The organism is Pseudomonas sp. GW821-FHT07G06, assembly GCF_058986625.1.
Genome location: NZ_JBYSVW010000004.1, coordinates 428,933 through 454,027, shown reverse-complemented (window position 1 = coordinate 454,027; position 25,095 = coordinate 428,933). Strand labels below are relative to the sequence as shown.

Genomic DNA, 25,095 nt, shown 5'->3' with positions numbered 1-25,095 from the left:
GTAGGAGCTGCCGCAGGCTGCGATCTTTTGATCTTCGCCCGTCACCACCGCAGCGTTTTGCTCCGGGCCGGCTCCTTCATCACGATAAAACCGTAATCGCCAATCAGGTAAATCCGGTAGAACTGGCTGTCCACCAGCGCCGGATAGCCCTGATAACCAACCCGCGTCGCATTGCGCCGCTCGCGCTCCGCCACCACATTGGTGATGCCCGCTTTCGGCAGGTTCTCGGCCAACATGTAGAAATCGGTATTGAGCAGATAGTGCAGCACCGGCAGTTGTTTGAACGAGCCTGCCGCCGCCACCAACCAATAGTCGGAGTAAGTCACCGAGAGGTAGATCCGCCTGGCCTCGCGCAGCGACTGATGGTTGGCGATGTCATACGCAAGGCTGGCCAGTGCCGTGGACGCAAAGGTTTTCTGCATCGTCAGCACCCGGCCATAGGCGAACGACAATGACAGCATGGCCAGCAGCGGAATGATCAACAACAGTGGCAGTCGCTCATGAATCGACGCCAGCGCCAGATGGCTCAAATAGCACAGCAACACCAGCAGCACGGCGAAGCCCATCAAGGTGCGGGCGCCCTCATTGAAGTCGCGAAAAAACAGCGCGACACCGGACACCAGCAGCGTCACCACCGGCAATGTCAGCAAGCACATCAGGCCGATCAACAGCTTCTTCGGCCCGTCGTCCTGACGCGCCGCTACGTTCAGACCCAGCCGCACCGCCCCGGCTATCGCCACCAACAGCAACCCGCCGAACACCCAGAGCCATCCGCCATGGAACAGCAGCACGACTTTCTCCAGGACCCGGTCAATGTTGATCTGGATCTGCAATAAAGGATGCGCCGTCCATTCCAGCAGCAACGTGCGATTGGAGTCCATGAACGGATAAGCGCTGACGCTGTAGATCAACCCGCCGAGGATGACCTGGGCGGCTTTCCAGCCCAGCAGGTCGCGCCATGGCACCGGGGCGGTTTTATCGTTGGCAGCCCTGAGCAATTCCAGGCAACACAGACCCAGGAACACATTCAGGCTGATCTGATACAACCCCAGCGCCAGTGCAATCAGAAACGAAGGCACCAACCATTGCACGCCGCGCCACGGGTGACGAAAGGTGATGGCGTAAATCACCGCCACCAGACTCAGGGTCGTGGTGGGACCGTCGTATTGATAGGACAGGTTCTGCAGGAAGAACGGGTTGTACCAGAGCGGCAACAGCACCAGGCAACAAGCAACGGTCGGCTGGCGAAAATAATGGAAGGTCAGGCTGGTCAGCGCGGCCGCCATGGCCAGCGTGGCGATCAACAGGGGCAAGGGAAAGATGTTCGGCGCCGCATGGCTGAAGGTCAGCGCGTTGTAGAACAGCTGGGCGAAGAGTCGGCCCTGTTCGGACCAGGCCATGCCCGCCGCCAGCGAGCGCCAGTTGTCATCGATGTAGGGATAATCCGCGAGGATCAACGGCAGGACATACACCAGGGTGGCGAGCAGAAAAAACCGCCAGACCTGATGCCGGCTGAGCTCGCGAACGAAAAAGTCGCTGAACCGGCCCATGCTAGTGCCCGCCCCGGTCTTTGCCGCCGACGATGTCCTTGATCACATAACGCGGCCGGTGCTTGGCCTCGATATAGATGCGACCGATGTATTCGCCGAGGATGCCGATGCCGATCAGTTGCACGCCACCGAGAAACAGGATCGCGGTCATCAGCGACGGATACCCGGGGACGTTGTTGCCGAAGAAAATCTTGTCCAACACCATGTACACCGCGTAAAACACCGCGAAAATCGAAATGCCGCCACCGACATAGGTCCACAAGCGCAGCGGCACGGTGCTGAACGAGGTCACCCCTTCCAGCGCCAGGTTCCACAGCTTCCAGCCATTGAACTTGCTGCTCCCCGCCACCCGCCCTGCCCGCTCGTACTCCACCACCACGGTGTTGAACCCGGCCCACGACAACACGCCTTTCATGAACAACTGGTGCTCGGGAAGGGAACGGATCACGTCGACCACCTTGCGATCCATCAGCCGGAAATCCCCGACGTTTTCCTCGATCCGGGTGTAGGCGATGCGATTGAGCACGTGGTAGAAAATCGACGCGCTGTGGCGCCTGAGGTAGCCGTCGACGTCCCGATTGCGGCGCTTGGCGAGCACCACATCGGCACCCTTCTGCCATTGCTCGACCAACAGCGGGATGACGCTGATCGGGTCCTGCAGGTCGACATCCATGGGAATCACGGCATCGCCGCTGGCGTGCTCCAGGCCGGCAAACAGGGCCGGTTCCTTGCCGAAGTTGCGCGAGAAATTGATCAGCAGCACCTGCTCATCCGCCTCGGCCAGTGCCGTAGCCTGTTCGGCCGTGCGGTCGGAGCTGCCGTCGTTGATGAAGACGATTTCAACCTCGGCATCGCCCAGTTTCAACTCGCGACGCACCGCCAGGTAAAACAGGTTGATCGACTGCTCCTCGTTGAATACCGGGACGATGAGCGAGATTTTCATTGATCACGCTCGCGAAACACCACGTATTTGGAATACAGGAAGCCAAACACCAGGCTCAACGCGGAAAACAGCACGACGGTGAGCAGGCCATGCAGGCGCCACACATCACCCAGGTGACCGACGCCCAGGCTCAGTGTCCCCATGCCCAGAAGAAACAGCAGATAACCGGCGATCGAGGCACTGGCGGCAAAGGTAAATTGCGCGTTCATGTAGAAGGAAAACGACGCAGCCACGCAGAAGGCGCTCAGGTTGCTGATCGCCTGACTGAGGCCGGCCGCCACGCTCAACAGGAAAAAGATCTGCCAGTGAATCAGGGTGTTGGCGACCCCGATCACCGTGTAACTGGACAGCCCTTTCCACAACAGTCTCATGTGAGGCTCCCGTTTCAGGAACGTTGCACCCATAAAGTATTTGAGCCTGTCTACTGTCAGAAATCGCAGATTTTTGAACCTTTCAGACCAGCGGTTGAGCCTTGGAGCAACGCCCGAGACATCCGGTAATATCCCGGTTTTGCAATTCCCTGCGAATCACGCCACCCTGCGCGCCGCCGACTTGGCGCGCGGCCCTTTGCGCCCGCAGCCAATCCCATTTTCACTCGCTGATACGAGCCTGCTGTCATGACGTTAGCGCGCGATCACCGGATCGACTTTTTTCGTGGCCTGGCACTGATCTTCATCTTTTGGGATCACGTGCCCCACAACCCATTGGGGCAAATCACCCTGCGTAACTTCGGTTTCAGCGATGCGGCCGAGGTTTTCGTGTTTCTGGCCGGTTACGCCGCGGTGCTGGCGTACGGCAAAGTCCTGGCGCGCGAAGGCTTTCTGATCGCCTGCGTGAAGATCCTGCGCCGGGCGTGGGTGCTCTACGTGGTGCATATCTTCCTGCTGGCGATGCTGATGGGCATCGTGTTTTTCGCCAACAGTCACGTGGAAACACGGGATCTGGTGGAGGAAATGGGCATGCATCATTTCATCAGCAACCCTCAGCAGGCCCTGATCGATGAACTGCTGTTGCGCTTCAAGCCGAACCTGATGGACCCGTTGCCGTTGTACATCGTGCTGCTGGCCGGGCTGCCCCTGGTGCTGCCGATACTGGTGCGCAAGGCCTGGGTGGTGGTCGCGATGTCAGTGGCGTTGTACCTGATGGTGCCACTGGCGGGCTGGAACCTGGCGGCCATCAAGGACGGCGTCTGGTACTTCAACCCGGTCGCCTGGCAATTGCTGTTCGTGCTCGGCGGCGCCGCTGCGATTCACAGCCAGCGCCCGCGCTTGCCCGAGACCCGCCCATTGGTACGCCAACCCTTGTTTGTGAGTGCGGCGCTGTATGTCGTGGTCGCGGGGGTGTTGACCGTCCTGTGGCGTTGGCCGGACCTGCACGATGCCGTGGTGCCGGCGAGCCTGCAAAACTTCTTCTACCCCATCAGCAAGACCAACCTGTCCCCCGTGCGCCTGCTGCACTTCCTCGCACTGGCCTACGTCACGGCGAAACTGATTCCCGACAGCGGATGGACACAAAACTGGCTGGCACAGCAAAGCTGCCGCATGGGCCGCTTCTCGCTGGAGATTTTCTGCCTGGGCGTGCTGCTGGCGCCCCTGGCGGACATGGTCAACGCCCTGACCGACGATGCGTTTGCCATGCAGATCTTCACGGCGCTGGTGGGTGCCGGGTTGATGGCGTTGCTGGCAACCTGGCTTGAGTTCAACAAGCGTTTGAACCAGCCAATCAAAAGATCGCAGCCCGGCATGTCCTTGTAGGAGCTGCCGCAGGCTGCGATCTTTTGATCTTCAAAAAAGCCCCGGTCAAATGGACCGGGGCACATTCACGAAACCGAACGCACCGCACCCTGCGACACATTGGTCGGTTGCAGCTTGAACACATAGAACAACACCGTCAGCAGCACCAAAAACGCAGGCCCCACATACAACGCCACGCGGGTGTCCGGGAAATACGCCATCAGGCCGACCACCAGCACCAGGAACGCCAGCGCCAGGTACGAACTGACCGGGTACAGCCACATGCGATATTTCAGGCCGGCCGCTTCGCTGGCGCTCAGGCCTTTGCGGAACTTGAGCTGGGCCAGCAGGATCATCACCCAGGTCCAGATCGCGCCGAAGGTGGCAATGGCCGTCACCCAGACAAACACCTTTTCCGGCACCAGATAGTTCAGCAATACGCCCAACAGCAACGCGCCAATCGACAGCAGCAGTGCACGACGCGGCACGCCGTTGCTCGAGGTCTTGGCAAAGCCGGCAGGGGCCTGGCCGTTCTGCGCCAGGCTGTAGAGCATGCGCCCGGTACTGAAGATGCCACCGTTGCAGGACGACAACGCCGCCGTGATCACCACGAAGTTGATGATGCCGGCAGCGGTCTTGATACCCAGACGCTCGAAGGTCATCACGAACGGACTGCCCTGGGTACCGATTTCATTCCACGGGTAGATCGACAGGATCACGAACAACGCACCGACGTAGAACAGCAGAATCCGCCAGAACACCGAGCCGATGGCGTTCGGAATGGTCTTCTGCGGGTTCTTCGCCTCACCGGCGGTCAGGCCGATCATCTCCACGCCGAGGTAAGCGAACATCACCATTTGCAGGGACATCAACACGCCTTGCACGCCGTTGGGCATGAAGCCGCCGTGGGTCCACAGGTTGGAAATCCCCAGGGCCACGCCGTCGTTGCCGAAACCGAAGGCGATGATGCCGATGCCGCCGAACACCATCGCAATGATGGTGACGATCTTGATCAAGGCAAACCAGAACTCGAACTCACCGAAAGCCTTGACCGCGATCAGGTTGATCGAACCCATGCTGATCAACGCAGCGAGCGCCCAGATCCAGCGCGGTACATCGGGAAACCAGATACCCATGTACACCGCCACGGCCGTGATTTCCGCGACGCAGGTCACCAGCCACAGGAACCAGTAGTTCCAGCCGGTCAGGAAGCCCGCCAACGGGCCCAGGTAGTCTTGGGCGTAACGGCTGAACGAGCCGGCAACCGGGTTGTGCACGGCCATCTCGCCGAGGGCGCGCATGATCACCAGGATCGCCAGACCGCCGATGATGTAGGACAGCATGATGGCCGGGCCGGCCATTTCGATGGCCTTGGCCGAGCCCAGGAACAGGCCGACGCCGATACAGGCACCGAGTGCCATCAGGCGAATATGCCGCTCGCCGAGTTCACGTTTGAGCGGACCGCCCTGAGCGGTCTCGCCTTGGGGCAGGTGATTGCCTACAGGCATGGGGGACAACCTCGTCTTGTTATTGGATATGACCACCGAGTGGCGAAGCGAAGGCCGATAAGCCATCGCTTCCCGAACCGGCCCTGCCTCGTGGGCAACGCCGTCCTGTAGGAAAAACCCGCAAGATCAGTGGGAAAAGCGGCGCCGAGTATTGCACAACAATGGTGCAACGTCATGCCCCTGCAAAAGCCTGGAAAGCTCTAACTCAGGTGTTTCAGACAGCCACCCTACTGTGGCGAGGGAGCTTGCTCCCGCTCGACTGCGCAGCAGGCGCAAAACCGGAAAGTCGGATCATCCAGACAAATCGCACTTACCGGGCTGGGGGCCGCTTCGCAGCCCAGCGGGAGCAAGCTCCCTCGCCACAACAGCGCTACCCGGATCCGAATCCTTCAATGAGTTGGGAGATTTCACTCAGCCAATACAGGTTCAAGCAGGAAAACGAGGAGCTAGCGTCCTTAGACAACAGTTAAAGGACGCAACGGAATGCACCCACATCCAAACTCTCATCGACTGCGTTACGGACGGTACTCAGAACCAGGTCGGGGCTATCTGATAACCGCAGTCGTGCATCAGCGCCGCCGAATATTCGCAAACTGGCGGGTTGGACGCCTTTTGGTTGAAGAGCTCAGGCGAGCCCATGATCAAAAATGGGTCGATTCGATGGCTTGGGTCATCATGCCGGACCACTTCCACTGGTTAATCCAGCTTGAGCAGCAAACGCTGGCGCGACTCATGCAAGCCATCAAATCCCGGAGCACCCTCACCATCAACCGGGCACTGAACGAAAGTGGAGCCTTCTGGCAATCCGGCTACCACGACCGGGCCATTCGCGATGGAGAGGAGCTTCTACCGTTCGCCCGTTACATTGTTGCCAATCCACTCAGGGCTGGGCTTGTGGATAAAATTGGCGACTACCCGCTCTGGGATGCGTGCTGGCTCTGAATAGAGCTCCCAATGTCTGCTCCTTTTTGTGGCGAGGGAGCTTGCTCCCGCTCGGCTGCGCAGCAGTCGTAAAACCAGAGAACCAGATCAACCGGACGAATCGCATTTATCAGGCTGGGGGCCGCTTCGCAGCCCAACGGGAGCAAGCTCCCTCGCCACAGGAAACGGCAATAACCCGACATTTTGCCCTTCACATTTTTTTCACCCTCGCCAACCACCGTCTAAGCTTCAGACAAGTCCGATCAATCTGCGTGAATGGATCAATCGACTATGGGCGCTTTGTGGCAAACCGATTCGAGTAAAACCGTGGTTCCGACTGAGAGTGTGGATGAAGCGCCTATACCTGAAAAACCCCGTCGTTCCAGGCACGGATGGGGAGCGTTCTGGCTATTGCTGTTGATTATCGCGATTGTCGTGGGGTTGGCCGCCATGAGGGAGATGCGCACCTCGAGGTTCCAGGCCCGGGAAGTCAGCAAATATGCCGCCTCCCTGAACTATGAGCTCAAACCCGGCCCCAGCGATGCGATTCGCTATCCGGGCGACGGCCCGTTCGATCGGCGCCTGGGCTACAGCTCGCTGGATGAGTTCCTGCCGCGCCTGATCAAGCGCAATTTCGTCGTTGAGGCGCAAACCCGCTTTTCTCCAGAGCTGTTGAAGTACACCGACAAGGGCCTGTTCGTGCCTTATGCCGAGAAAATCCAGGCCGGGCTGTCGATCACCGATTGCCGCGCAGCGCCGCTGTACCAGTACAACTACCCGCAACAGCTTTATTCAACCTTTGCCTCGATCCCGCCGGTGGTGGTCAACAGCCTGCTGTTCATCGAGAACCGCTTCCTGCTCGACCCCAGGCAGCCGCTGGCCAACCCGGCGGTGGACTGGCCGCGGTTCGGCATGGCGGCATGGTCCCAGTTGGCCAAGATGTTGCACGTGCCCGGCCAATCCGCCGGTGGCAGTACCCTGGCCACGCAACTGGAGAAGTACCGGCATTCCCCCGATGGCTTGACGGTCAATGGCGCGGAAAAAATTCGCCAGATGATTTCTGCCACCGTGCGCGCCTATCAGGCTGGGCCTCAAACCCTGGAAGCGCGGCAGAACGTGGTTCGCGACTACCTCAACAGCGTGCCGTTGTCAGCCGTACCGGGCCACGGTGAAGTGCATGGCATGGCTGAGGGTTTGCGTGTGTGGTACGGCTCCGATTTCGATAGCGCCAACAAGGTGCTGAACAGCCAGGCAACGGATCCAAAGACCATGGCGGAAAAAGGCCTGGCCTTGCGTGAAGTGCTGTCGTTGATGATTGCGCAGCGCCGCCCGTCGCATTACCTGACCAAGGGCCATGATGAACTGGCCGACCTCACCGACAGCCATATTCGTCTGCTGGCGCAAAACCATGTGATCGACGCCGAGTTCGCCGCGGCTGCCCTGGCCAGCAAAGTGACCTACCGCGACTGGGCCACCCAGCCGACCATGCAACCGATCGAAACCAACAAGGGCATCAGCGTGGCGCGCAGCCGTCTGGCCGGCATGCTCAATCGCCCGCTGTATGACCTCGACCGCCTTGACCTCTCCGCCACCAGCACACTGCAAGGCGAGTTGCAATCCGAGGCCACCGCGTACCTGAAAAAGCTCGCCGACCCTGAGTTTGCCACGCAAATCGGCCTGATCGGCGAACGCCTGCTGACCACCACCAGCACCACCCAGGTGCGCTACAGCTTCACTTTGTTCGAACTGACACCGGACGGCTCGCGGGTTCGGGTACAGACCGACAGCACCGACCAGCCTTTCGACATCAATGAAGGCAGTAAACTGGAACTGGGTTCCACCGCGAAAATGCGCGTGCTGACCACCTACCTGCAAATCATCGCCGAGCTGCACGACAAATACGCCGGCATGGCCGTTCCGGAACTGAAGAAAGTCGAGGTGCCGGATCAGGACCGCCTGAGCCGTTGGGCGGTTGATTACCTGATCGAAAACAAGGACCGCGACCTGCAAAAAATGCTCGGCGCCGCCCTGGACCGCAAATACTCCGCCAGCCCCGGCGAGGCGTTTTTCACCGGGGGCGGCCTGCATGTGTTCCACAACTTCCGCAAGGAAGACAACGGCCGGATACCGACCCTGCGCGACGCCCTGCGCGAGTCGATCAACCTGCCGTTCATTCGTCTGATGCGTGACCTGGTGCGCTACACCACCTACTCCGGCCCGAACAGCAGTGCCGAACTGCTCAAGGACGACCGCGACCCGCGGCGCCAGGAATACCTGGCCGAATTCGCCGACCGCGAGGGCACTTCGTTCCTGCTCAAGTTCTGGAAGAAGTACAGGAACAAGGACACCCAGGAACGGCTCGAAACCTTCCTGGACAGCATGCGCCCGACGCCGATCCGCATGGCCGCCGTCCATCGCTACCTGCTGCCACAGGCCAGCCAGGAAAGCTTCAACGCCTTCGTGCGCTCGCACCTGACGGGTGCCAAGCTCACGGAAAAACTCACTGACGAACGTCTCGTGCGGCTCTACGAAGCCTACGGTCCCGGCGCCTACGACTTGCCGGACCAGGGCTTCATCGCCAAGGTTCACCCGCTGGACCTGTGGATGATGGGCTACTTGCTCAATCACCCCGACGCCAAGTGGGGCGACGTCGTCAAAGCCAGCCAGTTCGAGCGCCAGGAGGTCTACAGCTGGCTGTTCAAAAGCCGGCACAAGGGCGCTCGTGACAGTCGCATCCGCACCATGCTGGAGATCGAGGCATTCCTCGACATTCACCAGCGCTGGCAGAACGTCGGTTATCCGTTCGACCACCTGGTGCCGTCGCTGGCCACCGCCATCGGCAGCTCTGGCGACCGCCCTGCGGCCCTGGCCGAATTGATCGGCACCATCCTCAACGATGGCGTGCGCATGCCGACCCTGCGTATCGACAGCCTGCATTTCGCCGCGCACACACCCTATGAAACCCAGTTGATCAATGACCCCGACGTCGGCAAACGGGTGATGCCATCGGAAGTCGCCACGGCCATGCGCGAAGCCCTTTCGCAAGTGGTGGATGCCGGTACGGCCAAACGCGTGTCCGGCAGTTTCAAACTGGCCGACGGCAGCCCGCTGGCGATGGGCGGCAAGACCGGCACCGGTGACAACCGCATCGAGGCCATCGGTTCGGGCGGGCGGATCCTGAGCTCCAAATCGCTCAACCGCACGGCCACGTTCGTGTTCTACATCGGCGATCACCATTTCGGCACACTGACGGCGTTCGTGCCGGGCCGCTCGGCGGAGAGCTTCACCTTCACCTCGGCGTTGCCGGTGCAGGTGCTCAAGGGCATGGCGCCGATCCTGACGCCGTACCTGCAACCCGGCACCCACACGATGTGCCAGCCAACCGCGGCAACCGAGGCAACTGCCCGCCGCTAGGCATGGATCGGCAGATACGCACGCGTGGCAGTAACTATGTATTTTTCACTCTTGATTTTTACCGGGTTCGGGGCGCAATCGACGTCGTTCCGAACCGGTTTTTGCGCTTTTTTTGGGGGCTACCGCCGGCCTAGTCTGATCGCTCCATCCATGATCAACGGACGATCAGGCAATGCCCCACCCACATCGAATTTCAGACCCGGATCAAAGCATTCACTTCGACCTGGTGAAGCAGGCCATTCCCTCCTGGCTATCAGAGGCTTCACTCCCCCGTATCAACGCACTGAAAACTGACCGGGTAAGCATTCCCGACTGGCAGGCTGACGCCGCAAAAGCGTTACAGGAGCGTTTGAAACAGGGGATCAAGCTCGGCTGGAGCGCGCAAAATGATGTCGATAGAGCGTTCAGTAAACTGCAGGATGTCTACGCCTTCGCCAAACCCTTGTTGCAACAGGCACTGAACGAACGTTTCGGCGTTGAAGATGACGTCGAAGAGACCTGGTTGCGACTGTATGCACCGGCAGAAACGTCATGGTGGGTGCATGATTTTTCCGGCGGAACCACCAGCCGTACCGTCTCGCTGCTGGATGCCGCCCTGCACAATTTTTCCCGTGACGAGGCGTTCACCCAGGACTCCGAATTCATCACCCGCCCCGACGAACGCGGGCATTTCAGCGTGGTACAACTCAAGCACAAGCTGAGTATCGAGCAGTTCAAGTCGCTGTGCCGCGAACTGGATATCGGCACCCGTTACCAGCAACATCTGAGGGATTTTCTGCTGCCGGATAACCCGGTGGCCAGCAACGTCCTGCGCCACAAAGTCAGCCTCAGCCACAAGACCGCGCTCAACATCGCGGCGCATATGGCGCTGATGAAAAACGACATCGGGCAGGACGCCTTTGACCTGGTGCAGGGACTGCTCGATGACCGCAAGAACCTGCGCTGGAGCGGCCGCTCCGTCGACTGCTACAACCTGTCGATGATGGACATTCACCTGACCGGCATCGTGCTGATCGCCCCTGATGCCAACACCGCGACCGATCCCGTGCCCGTGATCGCCTATGTTCCCCAGGACCCGCAGCACCCGCTCAAGCAGTACCCGTCGTCGCTCGAATTCATGGCCGAACTGACACGCCAGCTGCGCGATGCCAGCGCCCCCGGCAGCTACCAGCAATTCTTCAGCCAGTTCGTGCCCCATCAGCAGCGCGGGCATTTCTTTGCCGGGTTGAACGACCGACTGAGCAAGGTCAAATGGCAACCGGCCCCGGCCGGTTCCAACTTGCCGAGCTGGCGGGACACGCCGGTGGATAACCCCAACCTGCAATTTCACCTGTCGAGTGTCAGGAACGATCGGGACACTGTTTTCAACGGCGATCTGTGGGGTTACTTCCACCGACAAAAAATCAACAAGGTACTCAACGACGCGCAGGACATCGCGATTTCCACCGAGTACGCCGACCGCATGGCCCGCTGGGCCTGGTGGGACAACCTGGAGAAAATGCTCTCGGACATTCTCAATGCCGCATTGCTGGTGGTGACGCCACTGGTGCCCGGCATGGGTGAACTGATGCTGGCGTACACCGCCTATCAACTCACCGATGAGGTGGTCGAGGGCCTCGTCGATCTGGCCGAAGGCCGCGTCGCCGAGGCCGGCGAGCAAGCCATCGGCGTGCTGCAAAGCGTGGTGCAACTGGGTGCGTTCGCCGCGGGAGGCGCGATCGGCAACGCCGCAAGGGCGCAACTCTCGCCGTTTTTCGAAAGCTTGAAACCGGTGCAGTTGGCGAACGGCGAGACCCGTCTGTGGAACCCTGACCTCAGCCCCTATCAGCGAACCGACGTGGATTTACCCGCGCACGCCCGGCCCGATGCACAGGGTCTTCACCAGCATCAGGGCCGGCGCATCCTGCGCCTGAACGATCAACACTTCGAAGTGCTGGAAGATCCGCTCACCGGACAACAGCGCATCCGCCATCCGCAGCGTTTCGATGCCTACGCACCGACCCTGCGCCACAATGGTCACGGGGCCTGGGTCTGCGAAACGGAAAACCCGCGCGAGTGGCAAGGCTCGACCCTGATGCGGCGCCTCGGCCACAGCGTCGATGGTTTCAACGATGAACAACTGGAACAGATTCGCCAGATCAGCGGCACCCATGAGGCCGCCCTGCGGCGGATGTACATGGACAGCTCGGCACCGCCGCCATTGCTGACCGATACCCTGCAACGCCTGGGTTCACCGCTGCCGGCCAGCACCCCGCTACCCGCCGACACCCTTGCGCTGTTCAGCGAATTCCCCGACCTGCCCGACACGGTGGCACAAGGCATTCTCGCTAACGCCAGCGCCGCGGAACGTCAACAGATCGAACAGAAAAAGCGCCTGCCGCTGCGCCTGAAAAGCCTGGCGCGGGAACTGCAATTCGAGACGCAATCGGTACGCGCCGCCCATGGTCTGTACGATGACGCGTTGATCAACATCGACACGGAACGCCTGGTGCTCGGCACCTTGCGCATCAACAGCGACACCTTCGGTGGGCTGCGCGTCGAGATCAGGGAAGGCGCATTCGACGGTGAACTGCGCGGCAGCGCGGGGCCCGAGAGCGCTGCGCGGGTCCGGGTGTTGATTCATGATGACGCGGGAAAATATGAGGTGCGTGACGGGTCGAATCAGCCGATCCATGCAGCGGATGGTTTTTTCGAAGCCTTGCTGCAGGCGACCGCGCGCAATGGGCAAAACGCGCTGGGCTACGGGCCGGGCGATGGCGAACGCTTCAGGCAGTGGATCATGGTCAAGATCGAGCCTGCCAGCGAACGACGTACGATACTCGCCGCGCCGCCCATCCGCGCCGTGCCCGAGCTCGAAACACTGCTGCTGCTGAGAGGTGCGTTTACCAGTCGGGCCGGCGAAACCCTGCACGAGCGTATCCTGGACCTGCACGAGGATTTCAGTGAGCGCGAAGTCGACGCCTTCGCCAATGCCCTGATCGCCAAAGGTGAGCCGATGCAAGCCATCGAGCAGCGGGAAAACGATCTTGATGAACTGCGCATAATCCTCAATCGCTGGGAATACCAGCAGGAACCCGCCTGGGGGCCGGGCAGCAATGCTTTTCGTGATCAAGGCGGCCAACATATCGCCGATTGCCTGCGCAGGAGCTTCGAGCGAAAGCACAGGGACATCGGCAACCGTAGCGACCCGGACAGCTACGCGCTGGATCTCTCTACCGATATGCAGCTCCTGAACCTGGAAACCTGGTGGTCAAAACGCCCGCCGGAGCTGCAAAAATTCCTCGACAGGATCACGGTCCTGAAACTCGCCAACACGCGGTTTTCCAGCGAGGCGAACGGCTTGCTCAACGCCTTCCCGAACCTTCGCGAACTCAGCGCCAGACGTTGCGACCTGACAAGTCTTCCACACAGCATCGGTTCCCTGCACCGCCTGGAACGCCTGCAACTGAGCGATAACACGATCGTGCTGGAGGCCGGCGCCGTCAAACAGCTCAAGGACCTGACCTACCTGGAAATCCTCCGGCTCGACGCTAATCCGCTGGGGTTGCCGCCAGACATCAGCCGCATGCCAAGGCTGAAAGTCGTGGGCCTGAAAAAAACCGGCCTGACGACTTGGCCCGAAGGCACGCTGGCGAAAACCAGACCGCGCGGCTTCTTGCTGGACCTGCGGGAGAACCCCGTCGAGCTGATCCCCGAAGTCGTCCCCGGCTCGGCACACGCCTGGGTGATCGCGCGGACCCGACTGGATGTCGCCAGTCTGTCGGAGCTGAACCAGCTGCGATACCAGGAAGTCCGCCGCTCACTGAATTTGCCGCCGGAGCCCCTCGTGGCCTCCCCCAATCCGACAAACGTGACCGTCATCGCCACCGATCCGAACAACTGGACCGATGTGCCCGGCTGGGGAATAGACCGGCAGACCCACTGGCTTGAACTGACCGACGACCCGCAATCCCATCGGTTCCTGAGCGTGGTGCACGCAACGAGAAACTCCGCCGACTATCGACTCAGTGACGAATCCCGCAACCAACTAGGGCAGCGCGTGGTGCGCATGCTCGATGCCGTCTACATCGACACCGCACTGCGGGAAAAGCTCTACACCATGGCCATCGCCCCGGTCGATTGCGCCGATGCCGGGGCGCAGTTGTTCAACAACATGGGCATTCAGGTGCTCGTATCCGAGGCTTACTCCTACTCCACGGACCCCGCGGAGCTGGAACGCAAACTGGTCACCCTCGCCCGAGGCGCCGCGCGACTGGAGCATGTCAACGAGATTGCCCGCGCCGATGTCGCCAGTCGTGGCGGTAACCCGGACGATGTCGAGGTCTATCTGGCTTACCAGACCGGCCTGGCTGATCGCTTGCAGCTGCCCTGGCAATCCGAAGGCATGCTGTTCAGGCCGGTGTCCGGTGTCACCGACGCCATGATCGATCAGGCGTACCACACGGTTCTGGCGCTGGGTGAAGGTGATGGCCTGGTGAACAAAATGCTTGAGCAGGCATTCTGGGAAACCTGGCTGGGTGAAACCTTCCCGATTCAGATCGAGGCGAACAAACGGGAGTATCTGAACAAATACGAGTTGCTGGAGACCTTGCGATCCACCCAGCGCGAATGGGTTGAATCCGCACAATTGACCGACGTGGAACGAGCGGCACTGCGCAACAGGCTCAAAGATCTGGCCAACCAGCTGCCGGTCCCCGAGTCGGTTGTCTTTGCCGATGAACCGATAAGTGAAGCGAACTTCGACCGGTTCCTCGTCGATCTGTGGGACGGCGAAAAAGAACTGTCCAGGCGTTTGACGCGCGCGGCGTTGAGCAGGGCCGGGTTGTAATAGCGGTTGCAGCGTGAGGCAAACCTGACGGCATACAGTGCGCTCAGGTTTGCCGCAGCCACGTCAGATTTCCGAATCCCAGATCACATAAACAGGGCTGGAATAGCGGCTTGCCACGCCAGGCCGCAACATCTGTTCCACCCAAACTGGCGGGATTTCGAAATGCAACGTGCCAGGTGCCCGGTCCACATAAAAACCGGGTTTGAACCGCAGGGCATTCTCCGGACCCGGCCGCAATAGCTGGCGCCGGACCGGTTGCCCGGAGAGGTCGGTCAAGCCGGCAGGCAGGCTGACGCTGACGTGCACCGCGACTCGACGATTTTCGGCAGGATTATCAATCGCACATTCAGTCCTCTCATTTATGCTGACGCCACATCTCAGCTGCATCTTGAAATGCGATGAGGCGGAAATATTGAAAGTCTGGTCGCGGAACAACGTCACCGGGCGGCGCCCTGCCGCCAGCCAGCTTTGCCAGCCACCGGCCGGCACCAATTGGACTTTCTCACCGCCAGGAGGAATATCGACCTTGAGCGTGTGCTGGACATCAAGGACGAAATTCAGCGTCAGGTCGGGATCATCGGGCACCATCACATCGCCCATATCGAAGTCGCCATTGGGACCTACCCGGTAACTCAGGCTCCCTGTGTAGAGCCCCGACGACATCCCGAGCGGGTTCGGCGTCCTCAACTCGTAGGCAAAATCCAGATACTCGTAGGACATCGCCGGAATCTCGAATTGGACCAACTTGACGCAGTCCGCTTCGACCGGGGTTTTCCAGAAAAATCGATAATGGCTGTCCGTGTAAGCCCCCACGCCACTGTACTGGCAGGGAGGTGACGGATTCACCCAACTGCCGAGCGTCCCTCCGGACCACAAACGCCGATGACCTTCCAGCGCAGACGGTGCGCCCGTGAGATTGGCGGCGGTATCACTCAGGGAATATTGAGATCCGAAGCCGGCGATACGCACCTCGACTTTCTCGGTATCTCCCGTATCGGCGTTGGTCACCGTCAATGCACGCCACTGCGCGGGCACCCTGAACATCGCGTTTCTGCGTGGTGCGGCATTGGGTTGCAAGGCATTGGTCGATTGGAAACGCATGGGCAGGCGGATGCTGAAGGTCTCGTTGTCCTGACACTGACTGGGATAATCCGCGCAGTAACCACTGACCGGGGTCTTGTTGACGAAGATGTTTCGCTGCGGATTCGCCGAATCCGGCGTGAACAACGCTCTGATTTCCTGATGCGCAGCATCGGCCGAGGGCGCCACAAACAACGCCAGCAAGCACAGCCAGCCCGGCAGACAAGTATTGAGATTCATGAAAGCTCTCTCCGATATTACAACGAATGGCCGGGATCAAGGCGCCGCCGCACTGAAGACCAGATTCACGTTGCCGTAGTAGCGACCCGGCTTGTACCCGCCTGCGGGCACCTGCGGCTGGATCTGCAGGGCAAAGCGTCCGCCCGCGACAGCCTGCTCGCGCGAAAGCACTTCAAGGGGTTGCGGGTCGTGGCTCAACGTCTTGCCGTTGAAGCTGACGTGCAAGTAGATGTTCTGCTCGTCGCGGCCGTTGGACAGGTAGGGCTCGCTCTCCAGCCGCGCGTGGATGGCGCTGGTGTCGTGCTTGACGTCGAAGTTCTTGCGCAGTCCTTCCAGCGTCGAGGTGTGGATGTTCCACGGCAGAACTTGCTCGCGATGAATCCAGTCCGACTCGGCCGGTATCACGTAGAAACCCAAGGTCGGGATATCCACCGACACTTCGAATCGGTGCTCTTCGCGAGCGGCGAATGCGGGGGAACTCATCAGTGCCGCGACGCCTGTCCACAGGGCGATGGCCGATAGCTTGATCATTTCAGGTACCTGTTACGTCAAAAAAAGCGGCGGGCAACGGCGGCCACGTGCCGGTGGTTACTGGCTGGCGATGTGCAAGGCCTTTTTCGATGCGCCCTCGACCAGGTTGAAGCGGTATTCGCGTCCCGGCTTCTTGTCGAACGCGAACTCTTTTCCCGCGCGTATGTGGTGCTTGGTGGTGGGTTCGCACTCGTTTTCCTGCTTGATCGAGCAGTTGCGGAATTCGTCGACCACCACCGACGTGTTGCCGTTGTTGCGAATGCGATAAGTGCTGGCGCCGTTCTCGATCAGGCTGTCGTACCGGCTGTTGTTCGGCCTGACGAAGAACACCGTGCCAAACCCGGTCATGACATTGACGCCGGCCGAGAGGTTTTTTTTGTAGTCCTCGCGCTCGTCGCTGGACACCGCGAATTCGTCTTCCTTTTCCGGCACCACCGGGATGAAGCGCACGCGGAAATAGCGCTCGGTGTCGCGCTCGCCCATGAATAACAGCCGCGTGCCCTGCATGCCGTTGGCCGGAACGATCAGGCGCGCGGGGCTGGCCATCAGGCCGTCGCGCGATGTCGCGCCCGGGTCGCTTTTGACCGGCACTTCGCTAGGGGTGCCCTCGGCGTCGTAGACGATTTCCAGAATGTTGACCTTGACGAAGGCCGTGCTGTCACCGCTGTTGAACACGCGCTTGAGGTAGGTGCTTTTATCGCCATCCAGATAGTCGTACACCGTTCCGACATTGATTTGCGGCCCGGCCTGAAGCCCCAGGGAAAACCCGCTCAAACCCACCATTAGCAACAAACGTTTCATAACCTTAAAATCCCACGACATTGAACACAGTGCTGGCTCGTTTTTTTGATGCGCAGCCCGTCAGACTTCCGAATCCCAGATCACATAAACAGGGCTGGAATAGCGGCTGGCCACCCCAGGCCGCAGCATCCATTCCACATAATTGGGAGGAATCTCGAAATGCAACGTGCCAGGTGCCCGGTCCACGTAAAAACCGGGTTTGAACTGCAGGGCATTCTCCGGACCTGGCAGCAATCGCTGGCGCCGGACCGGTTGTCCGGAGAGGTCGGTCAAGCCGGCAGGCAGGCTGACGCTGACGAACACCGGGGCTCGACGATTCTCGGCAGGATTAGTAATCGCACATTGGGTCCTCTCATCCATGCTGACTCCACATCTCAGCTGCATCTTGAAATACGATGAGGCGGAAATATTGAAAGTCTGGTCGCGAGACAACGTCACCGGGCGGCGCCCTGCCGCCAGCCAGCTTTGCCAGCCACCGGCGGGCAACAACTGAATCTTTTCGCCACCGGGCGGAATGTCGACTTTGAGCTCATGCTCTACGTCGAGGCGGAAGTCCAGGACGATGACGTCATCATTCGGGACCATGACGTCACCCAGGTCAAAGTCCTGATTCGGCCCTATTCGAAACACATGCTGCCCCGTGTATTGACCCGATACCATTTCCAGGGGGTTGGGAGTAATGAGCTCGTACGTGAAGTCGAATGTTTCGTACTTGAAGGGCTGGGGAATGTCGAACATCGCTCGCTTGGCGCAGATGCCCGCGTCAATCGGATGCCTCCAGAAACTGTTGAACCCGATGTCGTTGCCCGCACCCGCCAGGCCTGTGCATGGGGGCCCGGCATAACTCCAGATCCCCCCTGCAAAAAGATAATTGTGCCCTGCCCCGTTCGTCAGCACTGGCGCGGGCAGCGGTAGCGTGTAAGCCACACCCATTCCGGCAACGCGAAATTTCACGACCTGCGGCGGGGCGGTCGGATGAGTGACGGTAATCGTCTCCCACTGCGATGGAATATTGAACATCGCGCCCTGCCGCTCATTGCTATGGCCGCCCTGAATGGTCGAATTCGAATGGGATTGAATGGGCAAACGCAGACTGAACAAATTGGTAGCTTGGCATTGACTCGGGTTATCAAGACAAAAACCACTTAATGGGGTCCTGTTCTTGAATTCGTTGAATTGAGGATTTGCAGGGTCCGGTTTGAACACCGCCCTGATTTCCTGAGTGACGGCCTCGGCGGATGAAGGCAACAACACCATCAACACACCCAGGAGGGTGAAGCGGCTCATTAGCGAGCCCGTTGTTCCTGACATATGCATCATTGATCCAACCCTCGAAATTCTTTGCATCGGCTGTCGCTCAACCTGACTTCTGCGTGCTGAAACCGGCATCCGCCAACGTATCCGGCGAGCAGCGCAGATCGCCGATCATCAACACGTTGTTTTCACTACGGTGCTTGTCGGTATCGAGCCGGAACTGGCACAGCAACTGGTCGGCGTAGCGCACTTCCAGCGTCGGCGAACCGGCGTTCATTTCCATCGAGAAAAAGCCGTCGACTTCACTCACCCCACGACTGGCGTGGTTGATCACGTGGTGGCCCTTGAGCGGCCGGCCTTGTGGGTCAACGAGACGTCCGAGCACGGTCAGGGTTTTCATCACATAGACCTTGCGGTACTCCACGCCACCCTTGTTCAGGTGATAACGGGTGCGTGCCGGCTCGATGCTGGCCGCTGGCGCGTGATTGCCGTCGAAATCGAAGCTCACGGAGCTGTTCCTGTAGGCTGTCAGCGGAATGAAGTTGCGCCCCGGACGCAATGCCGCGCTGCCACCGCTGAGGTCGTCGGCGCGTAACGCAATGCCGTCGATATCGGACTCGACATCGACAATCATCCCGGCCCCCCGTCCTTGATGCTGACTGGTCAGGGCCATGCGTTGGCCGCCGACGACCACGGTGCTGTCCAGGTTCAGGCCGCCGGTGAAGTTGTCGTTGAACGAGGAGCGCTGGATAAAGCCGTCGCCGTTGATCGCGTCGGTACGAAAGTTCGCCAGGCTCGACAGGCCGACGCCGTAGGTGTCGGTCAGCGCAGTCACCGCGACACTCTGCAGGATGTGGTCTTGCAGGTCTTTGCGATAACCGAGCGAGGCGTTGGTGTCGCGACTGCCATCACGGGCGGTGCGGCTGCCGATGCTCCCGGAAACCTGTTGACCCGGCCCGCCGAGCGCCATGCTGATGCTCAGGTCGACCCCGCGATTGCGCGCGTCGCCGCTGCTGTAGCTGCCGGGACGATCGAACAGTGACAACCGCCAGCTGGCGTCGCTGCCCAGCAGCATGGTGCGTTGCGTCCAGCCCAGATCGGCGCCGACGCCTTCGACGTTGCCCTCACTGTGGGAGACCCGCGCGTTGAGCGAACTCTTGCGGCTGATGCGGTGGTTCAGCGCCAGCGATGAATTGCTGGTCTCGCCGGTGAACACATTGCGTTGGCGCACGCGGGTGCCGTCGGGCAGCGTTTCGAAGGTGTTGGTGGTGTCGAGCCAGCTGCGGTTGTGGCTCACCACCAGACTGCCGGAACCATAGTTGTAGAGCGCTTGCAGATCGGCGCCGGTGCCGTGGTCTTCGGTCTGGTACAGATTGGCATAGAGGCTGACGCTGTTGGCCAGGCTCCAGTCGATGGAACTGCCGTACTGCAGCGTGTTGCGCACCTGACGTGCCGAGAGCCCGAGGATGACCCGTGGGTGCAGCAGGTAATTGATCGCGGCACCCGCCGTCGCATCGCCACTGTCCTGTTGATCCCAGTTGCTCAGCAGTTTGCTTTCCTGGCCGGCGAACAGGTTGTAGCGCCAGCGCTCCTCAACGTTGCGCCAGTTGGTCGGTTTGTAGATCAGCTCCTGAGTGGTCGAGGTGACCTGGCCGTCCTCTATCAAGCGCACTTCCACATCGTAGATGCCGCCGGGCAACGGGCGGGTATCGAGGGTTTGCAAACCGGCGGGCACCGCTTGGGTGTTGAGCAGCAGACCATCGCGATAAATCTCCACCGACGCCTGGCGATTGGCAGTGACATAGATCGGATAAACGCTGGGTTTGGGGCTGTCGATTGCCAGGCTGTCGGAACTGCCGTACATCACGCCCACGGCGGTGTCGGGGCTGGTGCCGAACGAACGGGGCTGGCGGCTCAGGCCCTCGGAATTGGGGGTGAAGTAGCCCAGGCGGAAAAAACTGCCTTGCAGTTCGCGCTGGGTGTAGAGCTCGTGTACGGCGTGATAGGTCTTGTCGTCCGGCCCGCCAAGGCGTGCCAGTTGCATGTTGAAGGTCTGGCTCCAGTTGCCCAGGCTGCCGCTGGCCTCCAGGCCATAACGTCCGCCCAGGTCCTGACCCTGGCCGCCGTTGAGATTGAGTTGGTTGCGCACCATCAGGCCGCTGCTGCCGCCTTCGGGCTGGTCGTAGAAACGCTTGGCCTCAGTGTCGCGCTCGGCGTTTTCGGTGACGATCGACAGCAGTGAGTTTTCCAGGTTGTAGTGCACCGCCAGCATCTGCTCGGGGCATTGGCCGCTGCAGGTGCCCAATGCCACGCCGGGTTTCAGAATGCTGGCCCAGGTGTCGCGTTCGCCGACGCTGAATCGGCTGTCGCTGGTGTCGGTGAATTCGAGCAAGGTGACCCGGTCATCGCGGGATAACACGATCATCGCCTCGCCGAGGGGTTGTTGATCGAGCTCGATCCGCACGGCCAATGGCACATCGAAGAAATGCTCCTCGAAATCGGCCGGCAGACCCTTGGCCTGGGCCAGTAAACTTCGAGGCGTATTATCAACGGAAGTCGGCGCCGCAAATGCGCTGCTACATAACAGCAACGCAAGCGTTGCCGCGATGGGCGTCATCGGGAACATGAACAAATACTCTGATTACAAGGAAGTCAAAGCCCGGTCGGCAAACTGGATAGTTTGCCGACCGGTTACGTTACTTTGAGCAAGTAAACGTTTTACCGTCGCAGTTGTTACTTATACGGAAGGTTCAACGACCAGCATGACGACACCGGTGTAATCACCCGCATCAGGTTTACCGCCCAGCGCACTGATCTTGAACGGTGCGCGATAGCGGACGTTGGATTCAGCTTCGCCAACAACTTCCTGTGAAGTGGTGGTCAGCGTCTTGCCGTTGAGCTCGACTTTCAAGTCGATGGTCTTGTTCCCGGCGATCAATTTCGGCACGCCTTCCAGACGGGCGTTCACCTTGCCGGCGGTGTGCAGCACATCAAAGTGCCCGTCGACGGTCTTCATGGAGTCAGTGCCCGGGTTGTAGCTCATGTCCTGGTCTTTGTTGACCAGGTCCGAATCAACCGGCACCGCGTAGAAATCGTCGGATGGAACATGGGCCACAATGCTGATGGAGTGCTTGGCTTCGGTGGCGGCAAACGCCATCGAGGAACTCAGTGCCAGAACAGCCAGAGGAGCAGCGAATGCGATTTTCTTGAACATCTTTCAGTACCTGTCGTTTAAATAAAATGATCTAAGTATTGAAAGTTTCGCTGAAGCAAAACAGTCACGAGCAGTGATGTTCCAGCGCAACTTTCAACGCCGAAAGATGATCGTTCAAAGAATCTGGAAAGTAAGCAGGCAAGTTCCTCAAAGGGCGTAGCCAAAGTGCTGCGACAGCGGCAAGAAGAATACAGGAATATTGATAAAGTCACTGTTCGACTGTCAGATTCAGACTACATAAAGCCAATACACTGGCGACTAAGGTCGACAACGACACAGTAACTTCTGTAGGAGGGATATTACAAAACCAATGTTTTAAGGCGTGAATCGTCAATTTAGAGAGTTAACACTAATTTCAACTTGTTCGCCTGTTTTAAAAGCCTTTTTCGGCGCCGCGAAAGCGCCATTTTCAGTGGCGGTTTCGCCTGGCGTGGTGATCAGCCGTTGGTCGGGGGGTCTTGCGAACCAGTAAAGATATATCTTAAGTTGTATCTAAACACGACGAGAGAGAACGTAAAAATGAGAGACCATCATTCCCCCCACCGCGAACACGGCGACGGCCGCGACGGCTTCGAGAAACGCCCTGGTCGCGAACGCGGTGGTCGTGGCCCGCGAGTATTTGCCCCCGGCGACCTGAAATTGCTGCTGCTGGCGTTGATCGCCGAACAGCCGTGCCACGGCTACGACCTGATCCGCCAGATCGAAGGCATGTTCGACGGCGCCTACAGTCCAAGCCCCGGCGTGATCTACCCGACCCTGACGTTTCTTGAAGAAAGCGAATTGATTACCGGCGACGCCGAAGGCGGGAAAAAACGCTACAGCGTGACCGACGCCGGACGCCAGTCCCTGACCGAGCAAGCCGTCGCCCTTGAAGGTGTGCGGGTGCGCATCGATGTCAGCAAGCGTTCGTTGCGTGGCCATGATCGCCCGGCCGAAATCCACGAGGCGGTGCACAACCTGCGCCATGCCCTGCAACTGCATCACGGCCGCTGGAGCGCGGAAGAAATCCAGCGCGTCGCAGCCCTGCTCAACAACACCGCCAAAGCCATCGTCGACGGCCCGGCCGTTCAACCCGTTCAGGAGAAAGCCGAATGACTGAAGTGATCACGCAATCCATTCACCGCGTCATGCACGAAATCAAACGCCGTCGCCTGGAAGTGTTGCGTGTGGTCGACCTGACCCCGCGCATGCGCCGGATTACCCTGGGCGGGCCGGAGCTGGCGGGCTTCGTCAGCCTGGGTACGGACGATCACGTCAAACTGTTGTTCCCGCAGAACGCCGAGCAGACTGCGGCACTGGAAACCCTGGTGCTGGGCGCCGGCAAGGACAACGGCCCGCTGCCCGAGATGCGCGACTACACGCCGCGCCGCTATGACCTGACCACCCTGGAACTGGACATCGACTTCGTGCTGCACGGCGACGGCCCGGCCTCGACCTGGGCCGAACAGGCCAAACCGGGGCAGTTCCTGCACATCGGCGGGCCGCGGGGTTCGATGATCGTGCCGGACATGTTCGACAGCTACTTGCTGATCGGCGACGAAACCGCCCTGCCCGCCATCGCCCGGCGGCTCGAAAGCCTGGCGGCCAACCGCCGTGCGCTGGTGATCGTGGAAGTGGAAAACGGCAAGGAGCAGCAAGTGCTGGAAAGCGCTGCCGAGGTCAATGTGATCTGGGTGCTGCGCGAAGGTGGCAAGGACAATCTGCTGACCACCCTGCGCCAGATCCAGGTGCCGGCGGGCAGCCTGTACGCGTGGGTGGCGACGGAGAGCAAGGTGTCGCGGCAGATTCGTCGGGTGTTGCTCGATGAGCATGGGTTGGATGAGCAATTCGTCAAAGCGGTGGGTTACTGGCGGCTGGATGACACTGACGAGGAGTGACCACCGTACCTGTGGCGAGGGAGCTTGCTCCCGCTCGGCTGCGAAGCAGTCGCAAAATCAGCAACCGAAGTTATCCAGACACAACCCGGTTGCAGGTTTTAGCACTGCTGCGCAGTGCAGCGGGAGCAAGCTCCCTCGCCACAAAAGTGCCTACATTCGAGCGCGCCACCGATCCAGCCCCACCACCCACAACGCAATCACCACAAACCCCGCCAACAATCCCCCGGCGTTGATGAACACCTGTGGATAACCCAGTTTGTCCACGTCAATGAACGGGTACGGGTAAGTCGCCAGCAAATGCCCGCGCAGCAACGAATAGGCGAAGTACACCAGCGGATAAATCACCCACAACGCGGTATGCCCCCAGCGCAACGAGCCTTTCGGTACGCAGAACCACCAATACCCCAGGAACAGCAGCGGCATGACGTCATGCATCAGCTCATCGGCCAGCCATTGCCAGCCTTCGGGATGCCATAGATGGCGAAGCAACACGCTGTACGCCAGGCCGACGACAGTGATGCTCACAGCAACGCCACTCATGACCCAGGGCTGTAAGAACCAGCGTCGCGCGGCGGACTCGCGGGACGTCAGTTCACAGGTCAGCACCGTCGCCACCAGGGTGTTGCTCAACACGGTGAAATAGCTGAAAAAACTCACCAGCCCACCGATCAGACTGGCCCCCAGCGTCCAGCGCGAATAGAAAATCAGGTACATCTGGATGCTCAATCCCGCCCAGCCGAGCATGGCAGCCACGACCACAAAACGGCGGCGCAACGCGCACTGATTGACCATGTTCAGAGCGGTCGTTTGGTGCGCATCAACTTCACATACAGGCGTTCGACCTTCTCCCGCGCCCACGGGGTTTTACGCAGGAACGTCAGGCTCGACTTGATGCTCGGGTCGCTCTTGAAGCAGCGGATATCGATGCGTTCGGCCAGCCCCGACCATTCGTAGTGTTCAACCAGGGCGTTGAGGATTTGCTCCAGCGTCACGCCGTGCAGCGGGTCGATGTTGTGTTCGGTCATGCCGGGCCTTCAAGCAGAGTGGGAATTGGAAGTCGCGCACCTTACGTTAAATGTAGGTGAAACGGAAAAGATCGCAGCCTTCGGCAGCTCCTACATTGGAATGCGATCTCCCTGTAGGAGCTGCCGAAGGCTGCGATCTTTTGTCACTGTTACCAAATCCGAAAGGCTGCATGTCA

18 protein-coding genes are annotated in these 25,095 nt (G+C 59.9%); 6 read left to right on the top strand and 12 right to left on the bottom strand.

Translation table 11 applies throughout. The annotated features are described in order from the left end of the window. Positions 1 to 41: 41 nt before the first annotated feature. Genes AC3WJW_RS11075 through AC3WJW_RS11065 form a run of 3 tightly spaced genes read right to left on the bottom strand, consistent with a single transcriptional unit; the run spans position 42 to position 2,864 of the window. Entirely contained in the window at positions 42 to 1,550 is a 1,509-nt protein-coding gene (locus AC3WJW_RS11075) for a glucosyltransferase domain-containing protein (RefSeq protein ID WP_493726005.1), read from the bottom strand. 1 nt (position 1,551) lies between these two features. Next, complete coding sequence (locus AC3WJW_RS11070; protein WP_493726004.1) at positions 1,552 to 2,493, bottom strand: glycosyltransferase family 2 protein; 942 nt, start codon at positions 2,491 to 2,493, stop codon at positions 1,552 to 1,554. Continuing rightward, positions 2,490 to 2,864: a GtrA family protein gene (locus AC3WJW_RS11065; protein WP_493726003.1), complete on the bottom strand. Its 375-nt coding sequence runs from the start codon at positions 2,862 to 2,864 to the stop codon at positions 2,490 to 2,492. Before AC3WJW_RS11065 ends, AC3WJW_RS11070 begins: the two co-directional genes overlap by 4 nt. Positions 2,865 to 3,110: 246 nt before the next feature. Here AC3WJW_RS11065 and AC3WJW_RS11060 point away from each other — a divergent pair, with 246 nt between their 5' ends. Next, positions 3,111 to 4,247, top strand: a complete 1,137-nt coding sequence (locus tag AC3WJW_RS11060; protein WP_493726002.1) for an OpgC family protein — start codon at positions 3,111 to 3,113, stop codon at positions 4,245 to 4,247. 65 nt (positions 4,248 to 4,312) lie between these two features. On the opposite strand, the gene AC3WJW_RS11055 is transcribed toward AC3WJW_RS11060, so the two are convergent. After that, positions 4,313 to 5,734, bottom strand: coding sequence for an amino acid permease (locus AC3WJW_RS11055; RefSeq protein ID WP_104450743.1), 1,422 nt, complete (start codon positions 5,732 to 5,734; stop codon positions 4,313 to 4,315). A gap of 483 nt (positions 5,735 to 6,217) precedes the next feature. On the opposite strand from AC3WJW_RS11055, the gene AC3WJW_RS11050 reads away from it, so the two are divergent. The 3 genes from AC3WJW_RS11050 to AC3WJW_RS11040 all read left to right on the top strand — a co-directional run bounded on the left by AC3WJW_RS11050 (position 6,218) and on the right by AC3WJW_RS11040 (position 14,897). Then, positions 6,218 to 6,676 (top strand): REP-associated tyrosine transposase, encoded by a 459-nt coding sequence (locus tag AC3WJW_RS11050; RefSeq protein ID WP_493726001.1) that lies wholly within the window; start codon positions 6,218 to 6,220, stop codon positions 6,674 to 6,676. 270 nt (positions 6,677 to 6,946) lie between these two features. Next, on the top strand, positions 6,947 to 10,069 hold the full coding sequence (locus AC3WJW_RS11045; RefSeq protein ID WP_493726000.1) for a transglycosylase domain-containing protein: 3,123 nt from the start codon (positions 6,947 to 6,949) through the stop codon (positions 10,067 to 10,069). A gap of 172 nt (positions 10,070 to 10,241) precedes the next feature. Beyond that, positions 10,242 to 14,897 carry a dermonecrotic toxin domain-containing protein gene (locus AC3WJW_RS11040; protein ID WP_493725999.1) on the top strand — a complete coding sequence of 1,552 codons (4,656 nt, stop codon included), beginning with the start codon at positions 10,242 to 10,244 and terminating at the stop codon, positions 14,895 to 14,897. Between the two features lie 63 nt (positions 14,898 to 14,960). Here AC3WJW_RS11040 and AC3WJW_RS11035 read toward each other — a convergent pair whose 3' ends face one another. The 6 genes from AC3WJW_RS11035 to AC3WJW_RS11010 form a co-directional block, all read right to left on the bottom strand. After that, the gene (locus AC3WJW_RS11035; protein WP_493725998.1) at positions 14,961 to 16,217 is read right to left on the bottom strand and encodes a hypothetical protein; all 1,257 of its coding nucleotides are present in this window, start codon (positions 16,215 to 16,217) and stop codon (positions 14,961 to 14,963) included. A 36-nt stretch (positions 16,218 to 16,253) separates the two neighbouring features. Then, the gene (locus tag AC3WJW_RS11030) at positions 16,254 to 16,748 is read right to left on the bottom strand and encodes a CS1 type fimbrial major subunit (protein ID WP_493725997.1); all 495 of its coding nucleotides are present in this window, start codon (positions 16,746 to 16,748) and stop codon (positions 16,254 to 16,256) included. A 57-nt stretch (positions 16,749 to 16,805) separates the two neighbouring features. Continuing rightward, entirely contained in the window at positions 16,806 to 17,549 is a 744-nt protein-coding gene (locus AC3WJW_RS11025; protein WP_493725996.1) for a molecular chaperone, read from the bottom strand. A gap of 60 nt (positions 17,550 to 17,609) precedes the next feature. After that, positions 17,610 to 18,836, bottom strand: coding sequence for a hypothetical protein (locus tag AC3WJW_RS11020; protein WP_493725995.1), 1,227 nt, complete (start codon positions 18,834 to 18,836; stop codon positions 17,610 to 17,612). Positions 18,837 to 18,906: 70 nt separating this feature from the next. After that, positions 18,907 to 21,429 (bottom strand): CS1-pili formation C-terminal domain-containing protein, encoded by a 2,523-nt coding sequence (locus tag AC3WJW_RS11015; RefSeq protein WP_493725994.1) that lies wholly within the window; start codon positions 21,427 to 21,429, stop codon positions 18,907 to 18,909. 111 nt (positions 21,430 to 21,540) lie between these two features. Further along, on the bottom strand, positions 21,541 to 22,017 hold the full coding sequence (locus AC3WJW_RS11010; protein WP_102699083.1) for a CS1 type fimbrial major subunit: 477 nt from the start codon (positions 22,015 to 22,017) through the stop codon (positions 21,541 to 21,543). A 519-nt stretch (positions 22,018 to 22,536) separates the two neighbouring features. On the opposite strand from AC3WJW_RS11010, the gene AC3WJW_RS11005 reads away from it, so the two are divergent. Together AC3WJW_RS11005 and AC3WJW_RS11000 are read left to right on the top strand one after the other, a co-directional pair. Then, positions 22,537 to 23,112, top strand: a complete 576-nt coding sequence (locus AC3WJW_RS11005) for a PadR family transcriptional regulator (protein WP_493725993.1) — start codon at positions 22,537 to 22,539, stop codon at positions 23,110 to 23,112. Then, positions 23,109 to 23,894 (top strand): siderophore-interacting protein, encoded by a 786-nt coding sequence (locus AC3WJW_RS11000; RefSeq protein WP_493725992.1) that lies wholly within the window; start codon positions 23,109 to 23,111, stop codon positions 23,892 to 23,894. Before AC3WJW_RS11005 ends, AC3WJW_RS11000 begins: the two co-directional genes overlap by 4 nt. A gap of 150 nt (positions 23,895 to 24,044) precedes the next feature. Here the strand turns inward: AC3WJW_RS11000 and AC3WJW_RS10995 are convergent, their stop codons facing one another. Together AC3WJW_RS10995 and AC3WJW_RS10990 are read right to left on the bottom strand one after the other, a co-directional pair. Then, positions 24,045 to 24,686, bottom strand: coding sequence for a Pr6Pr family membrane protein (locus AC3WJW_RS10995; protein ID WP_493725991.1), 642 nt, complete (start codon positions 24,684 to 24,686; stop codon positions 24,045 to 24,047). 2 nt (positions 24,687 to 24,688) lie between these two features. Next, entirely contained in the window at positions 24,689 to 24,919 is a 231-nt protein-coding gene (locus AC3WJW_RS10990; RefSeq protein ID WP_007975135.1) for a VF530 family protein, read from the bottom strand. Positions 24,920 to 25,095: the final 176 nt, after the last annotated feature.

What these genes read in the sequence shown, in the direction of transcription:
- AC3WJW_RS11075 (WP_493726005.1), bottom strand. Translation starts at nt 1,550, where the DNA reads ATGGGCCGGTTCAGCGACTTTTTCGTTCGCGAGCTCAGCCGGCATCAG.
- AC3WJW_RS11070 (WP_493726004.1), bottom strand. Translation starts at nt 2,493, where the DNA reads ATGAAAATCTCGCTCATCGTCCCGGTATTCAACGAGGAGCAGTCGATC.
- AC3WJW_RS11065 (WP_493726003.1), bottom strand. Translation starts at nt 2,864, where the DNA reads ATGAGACTGTTGTGGAAAGGGCTGTCCAGTTACACGGTGATCGGGGTC.
- AC3WJW_RS11060 (WP_493726002.1), top strand. Translation starts at nt 3,111, where the DNA reads ATGACGTTAGCGCGCGATCACCGGATCGACTTTTTTCGTGGCCTGGCA.
- AC3WJW_RS11055 (WP_104450743.1), bottom strand. Translation starts at nt 5,734, where the DNA reads ATGCCTGTAGGCAATCACCTGCCCCAAGGCGAGACCGCTCAGGGCGGT.
- AC3WJW_RS11050 (WP_493726001.1), top strand. Translation starts at nt 6,218, where the DNA reads ATGCACCCACATCCAAACTCTCATCGACTGCGTTACGGACGGTACTCA.
- AC3WJW_RS11045 (WP_493726000.1), top strand. Translation starts at nt 6,947, where the DNA reads ATGGGCGCTTTGTGGCAAACCGATTCGAGTAAAACCGTGGTTCCGACT.
- AC3WJW_RS11040 (WP_493725999.1), top strand. Translation starts at nt 10,242, where the DNA reads ATGCCCCACCCACATCGAATTTCAGACCCGGATCAAAGCATTCACTTC.
- AC3WJW_RS11035 (WP_493725998.1), bottom strand. Translation starts at nt 16,217, where the DNA reads ATGAATCTCAATACTTGTCTGCCGGGCTGGCTGTGCTTGCTGGCGTTG.
- AC3WJW_RS11030 (WP_493725997.1), bottom strand. Translation starts at nt 16,748, where the DNA reads ATGATCAAGCTATCGGCCATCGCCCTGTGGACAGGCGTCGCGGCACTG.
- AC3WJW_RS11025 (WP_493725996.1), bottom strand. Translation starts at nt 17,549, where the DNA reads ATGAAACGTTTGTTGCTAATGGTGGGTTTGAGCGGGTTTTCCCTGGGG.
- AC3WJW_RS11020 (WP_493725995.1), bottom strand. Translation starts at nt 18,836, where the DNA reads ATGAGCCGCTTCACCCTCCTGGGTGTGTTGATGGTGTTGTTGCCTTCA.
- AC3WJW_RS11015 (WP_493725994.1), bottom strand. Translation starts at nt 21,429, where the DNA reads ATGTTCCCGATGACGCCCATCGCGGCAACGCTTGCGTTGCTGTTATGT.
- AC3WJW_RS11010 (WP_102699083.1), bottom strand. Translation starts at nt 22,017, where the DNA reads ATGTTCAAGAAAATCGCATTCGCTGCTCCTCTGGCTGTTCTGGCACTG.
- AC3WJW_RS11005 (WP_493725993.1), top strand. Translation starts at nt 22,537, where the DNA reads ATGAGAGACCATCATTCCCCCCACCGCGAACACGGCGACGGCCGCGAC.
- AC3WJW_RS11000 (WP_493725992.1), top strand. Translation starts at nt 23,109, where the DNA reads ATGACTGAAGTGATCACGCAATCCATTCACCGCGTCATGCACGAAATC.
- AC3WJW_RS10995 (WP_493725991.1), bottom strand. Translation starts at nt 24,686, where the DNA reads ATGGTCAATCAGTGCGCGTTGCGCCGCCGTTTTGTGGTCGTGGCTGCC.
- AC3WJW_RS10990 (WP_007975135.1), bottom strand. Translation starts at nt 24,919, where the DNA reads ATGACCGAACACAACATCGACCCGCTGCACGGCGTGACGCTGGAGCAA.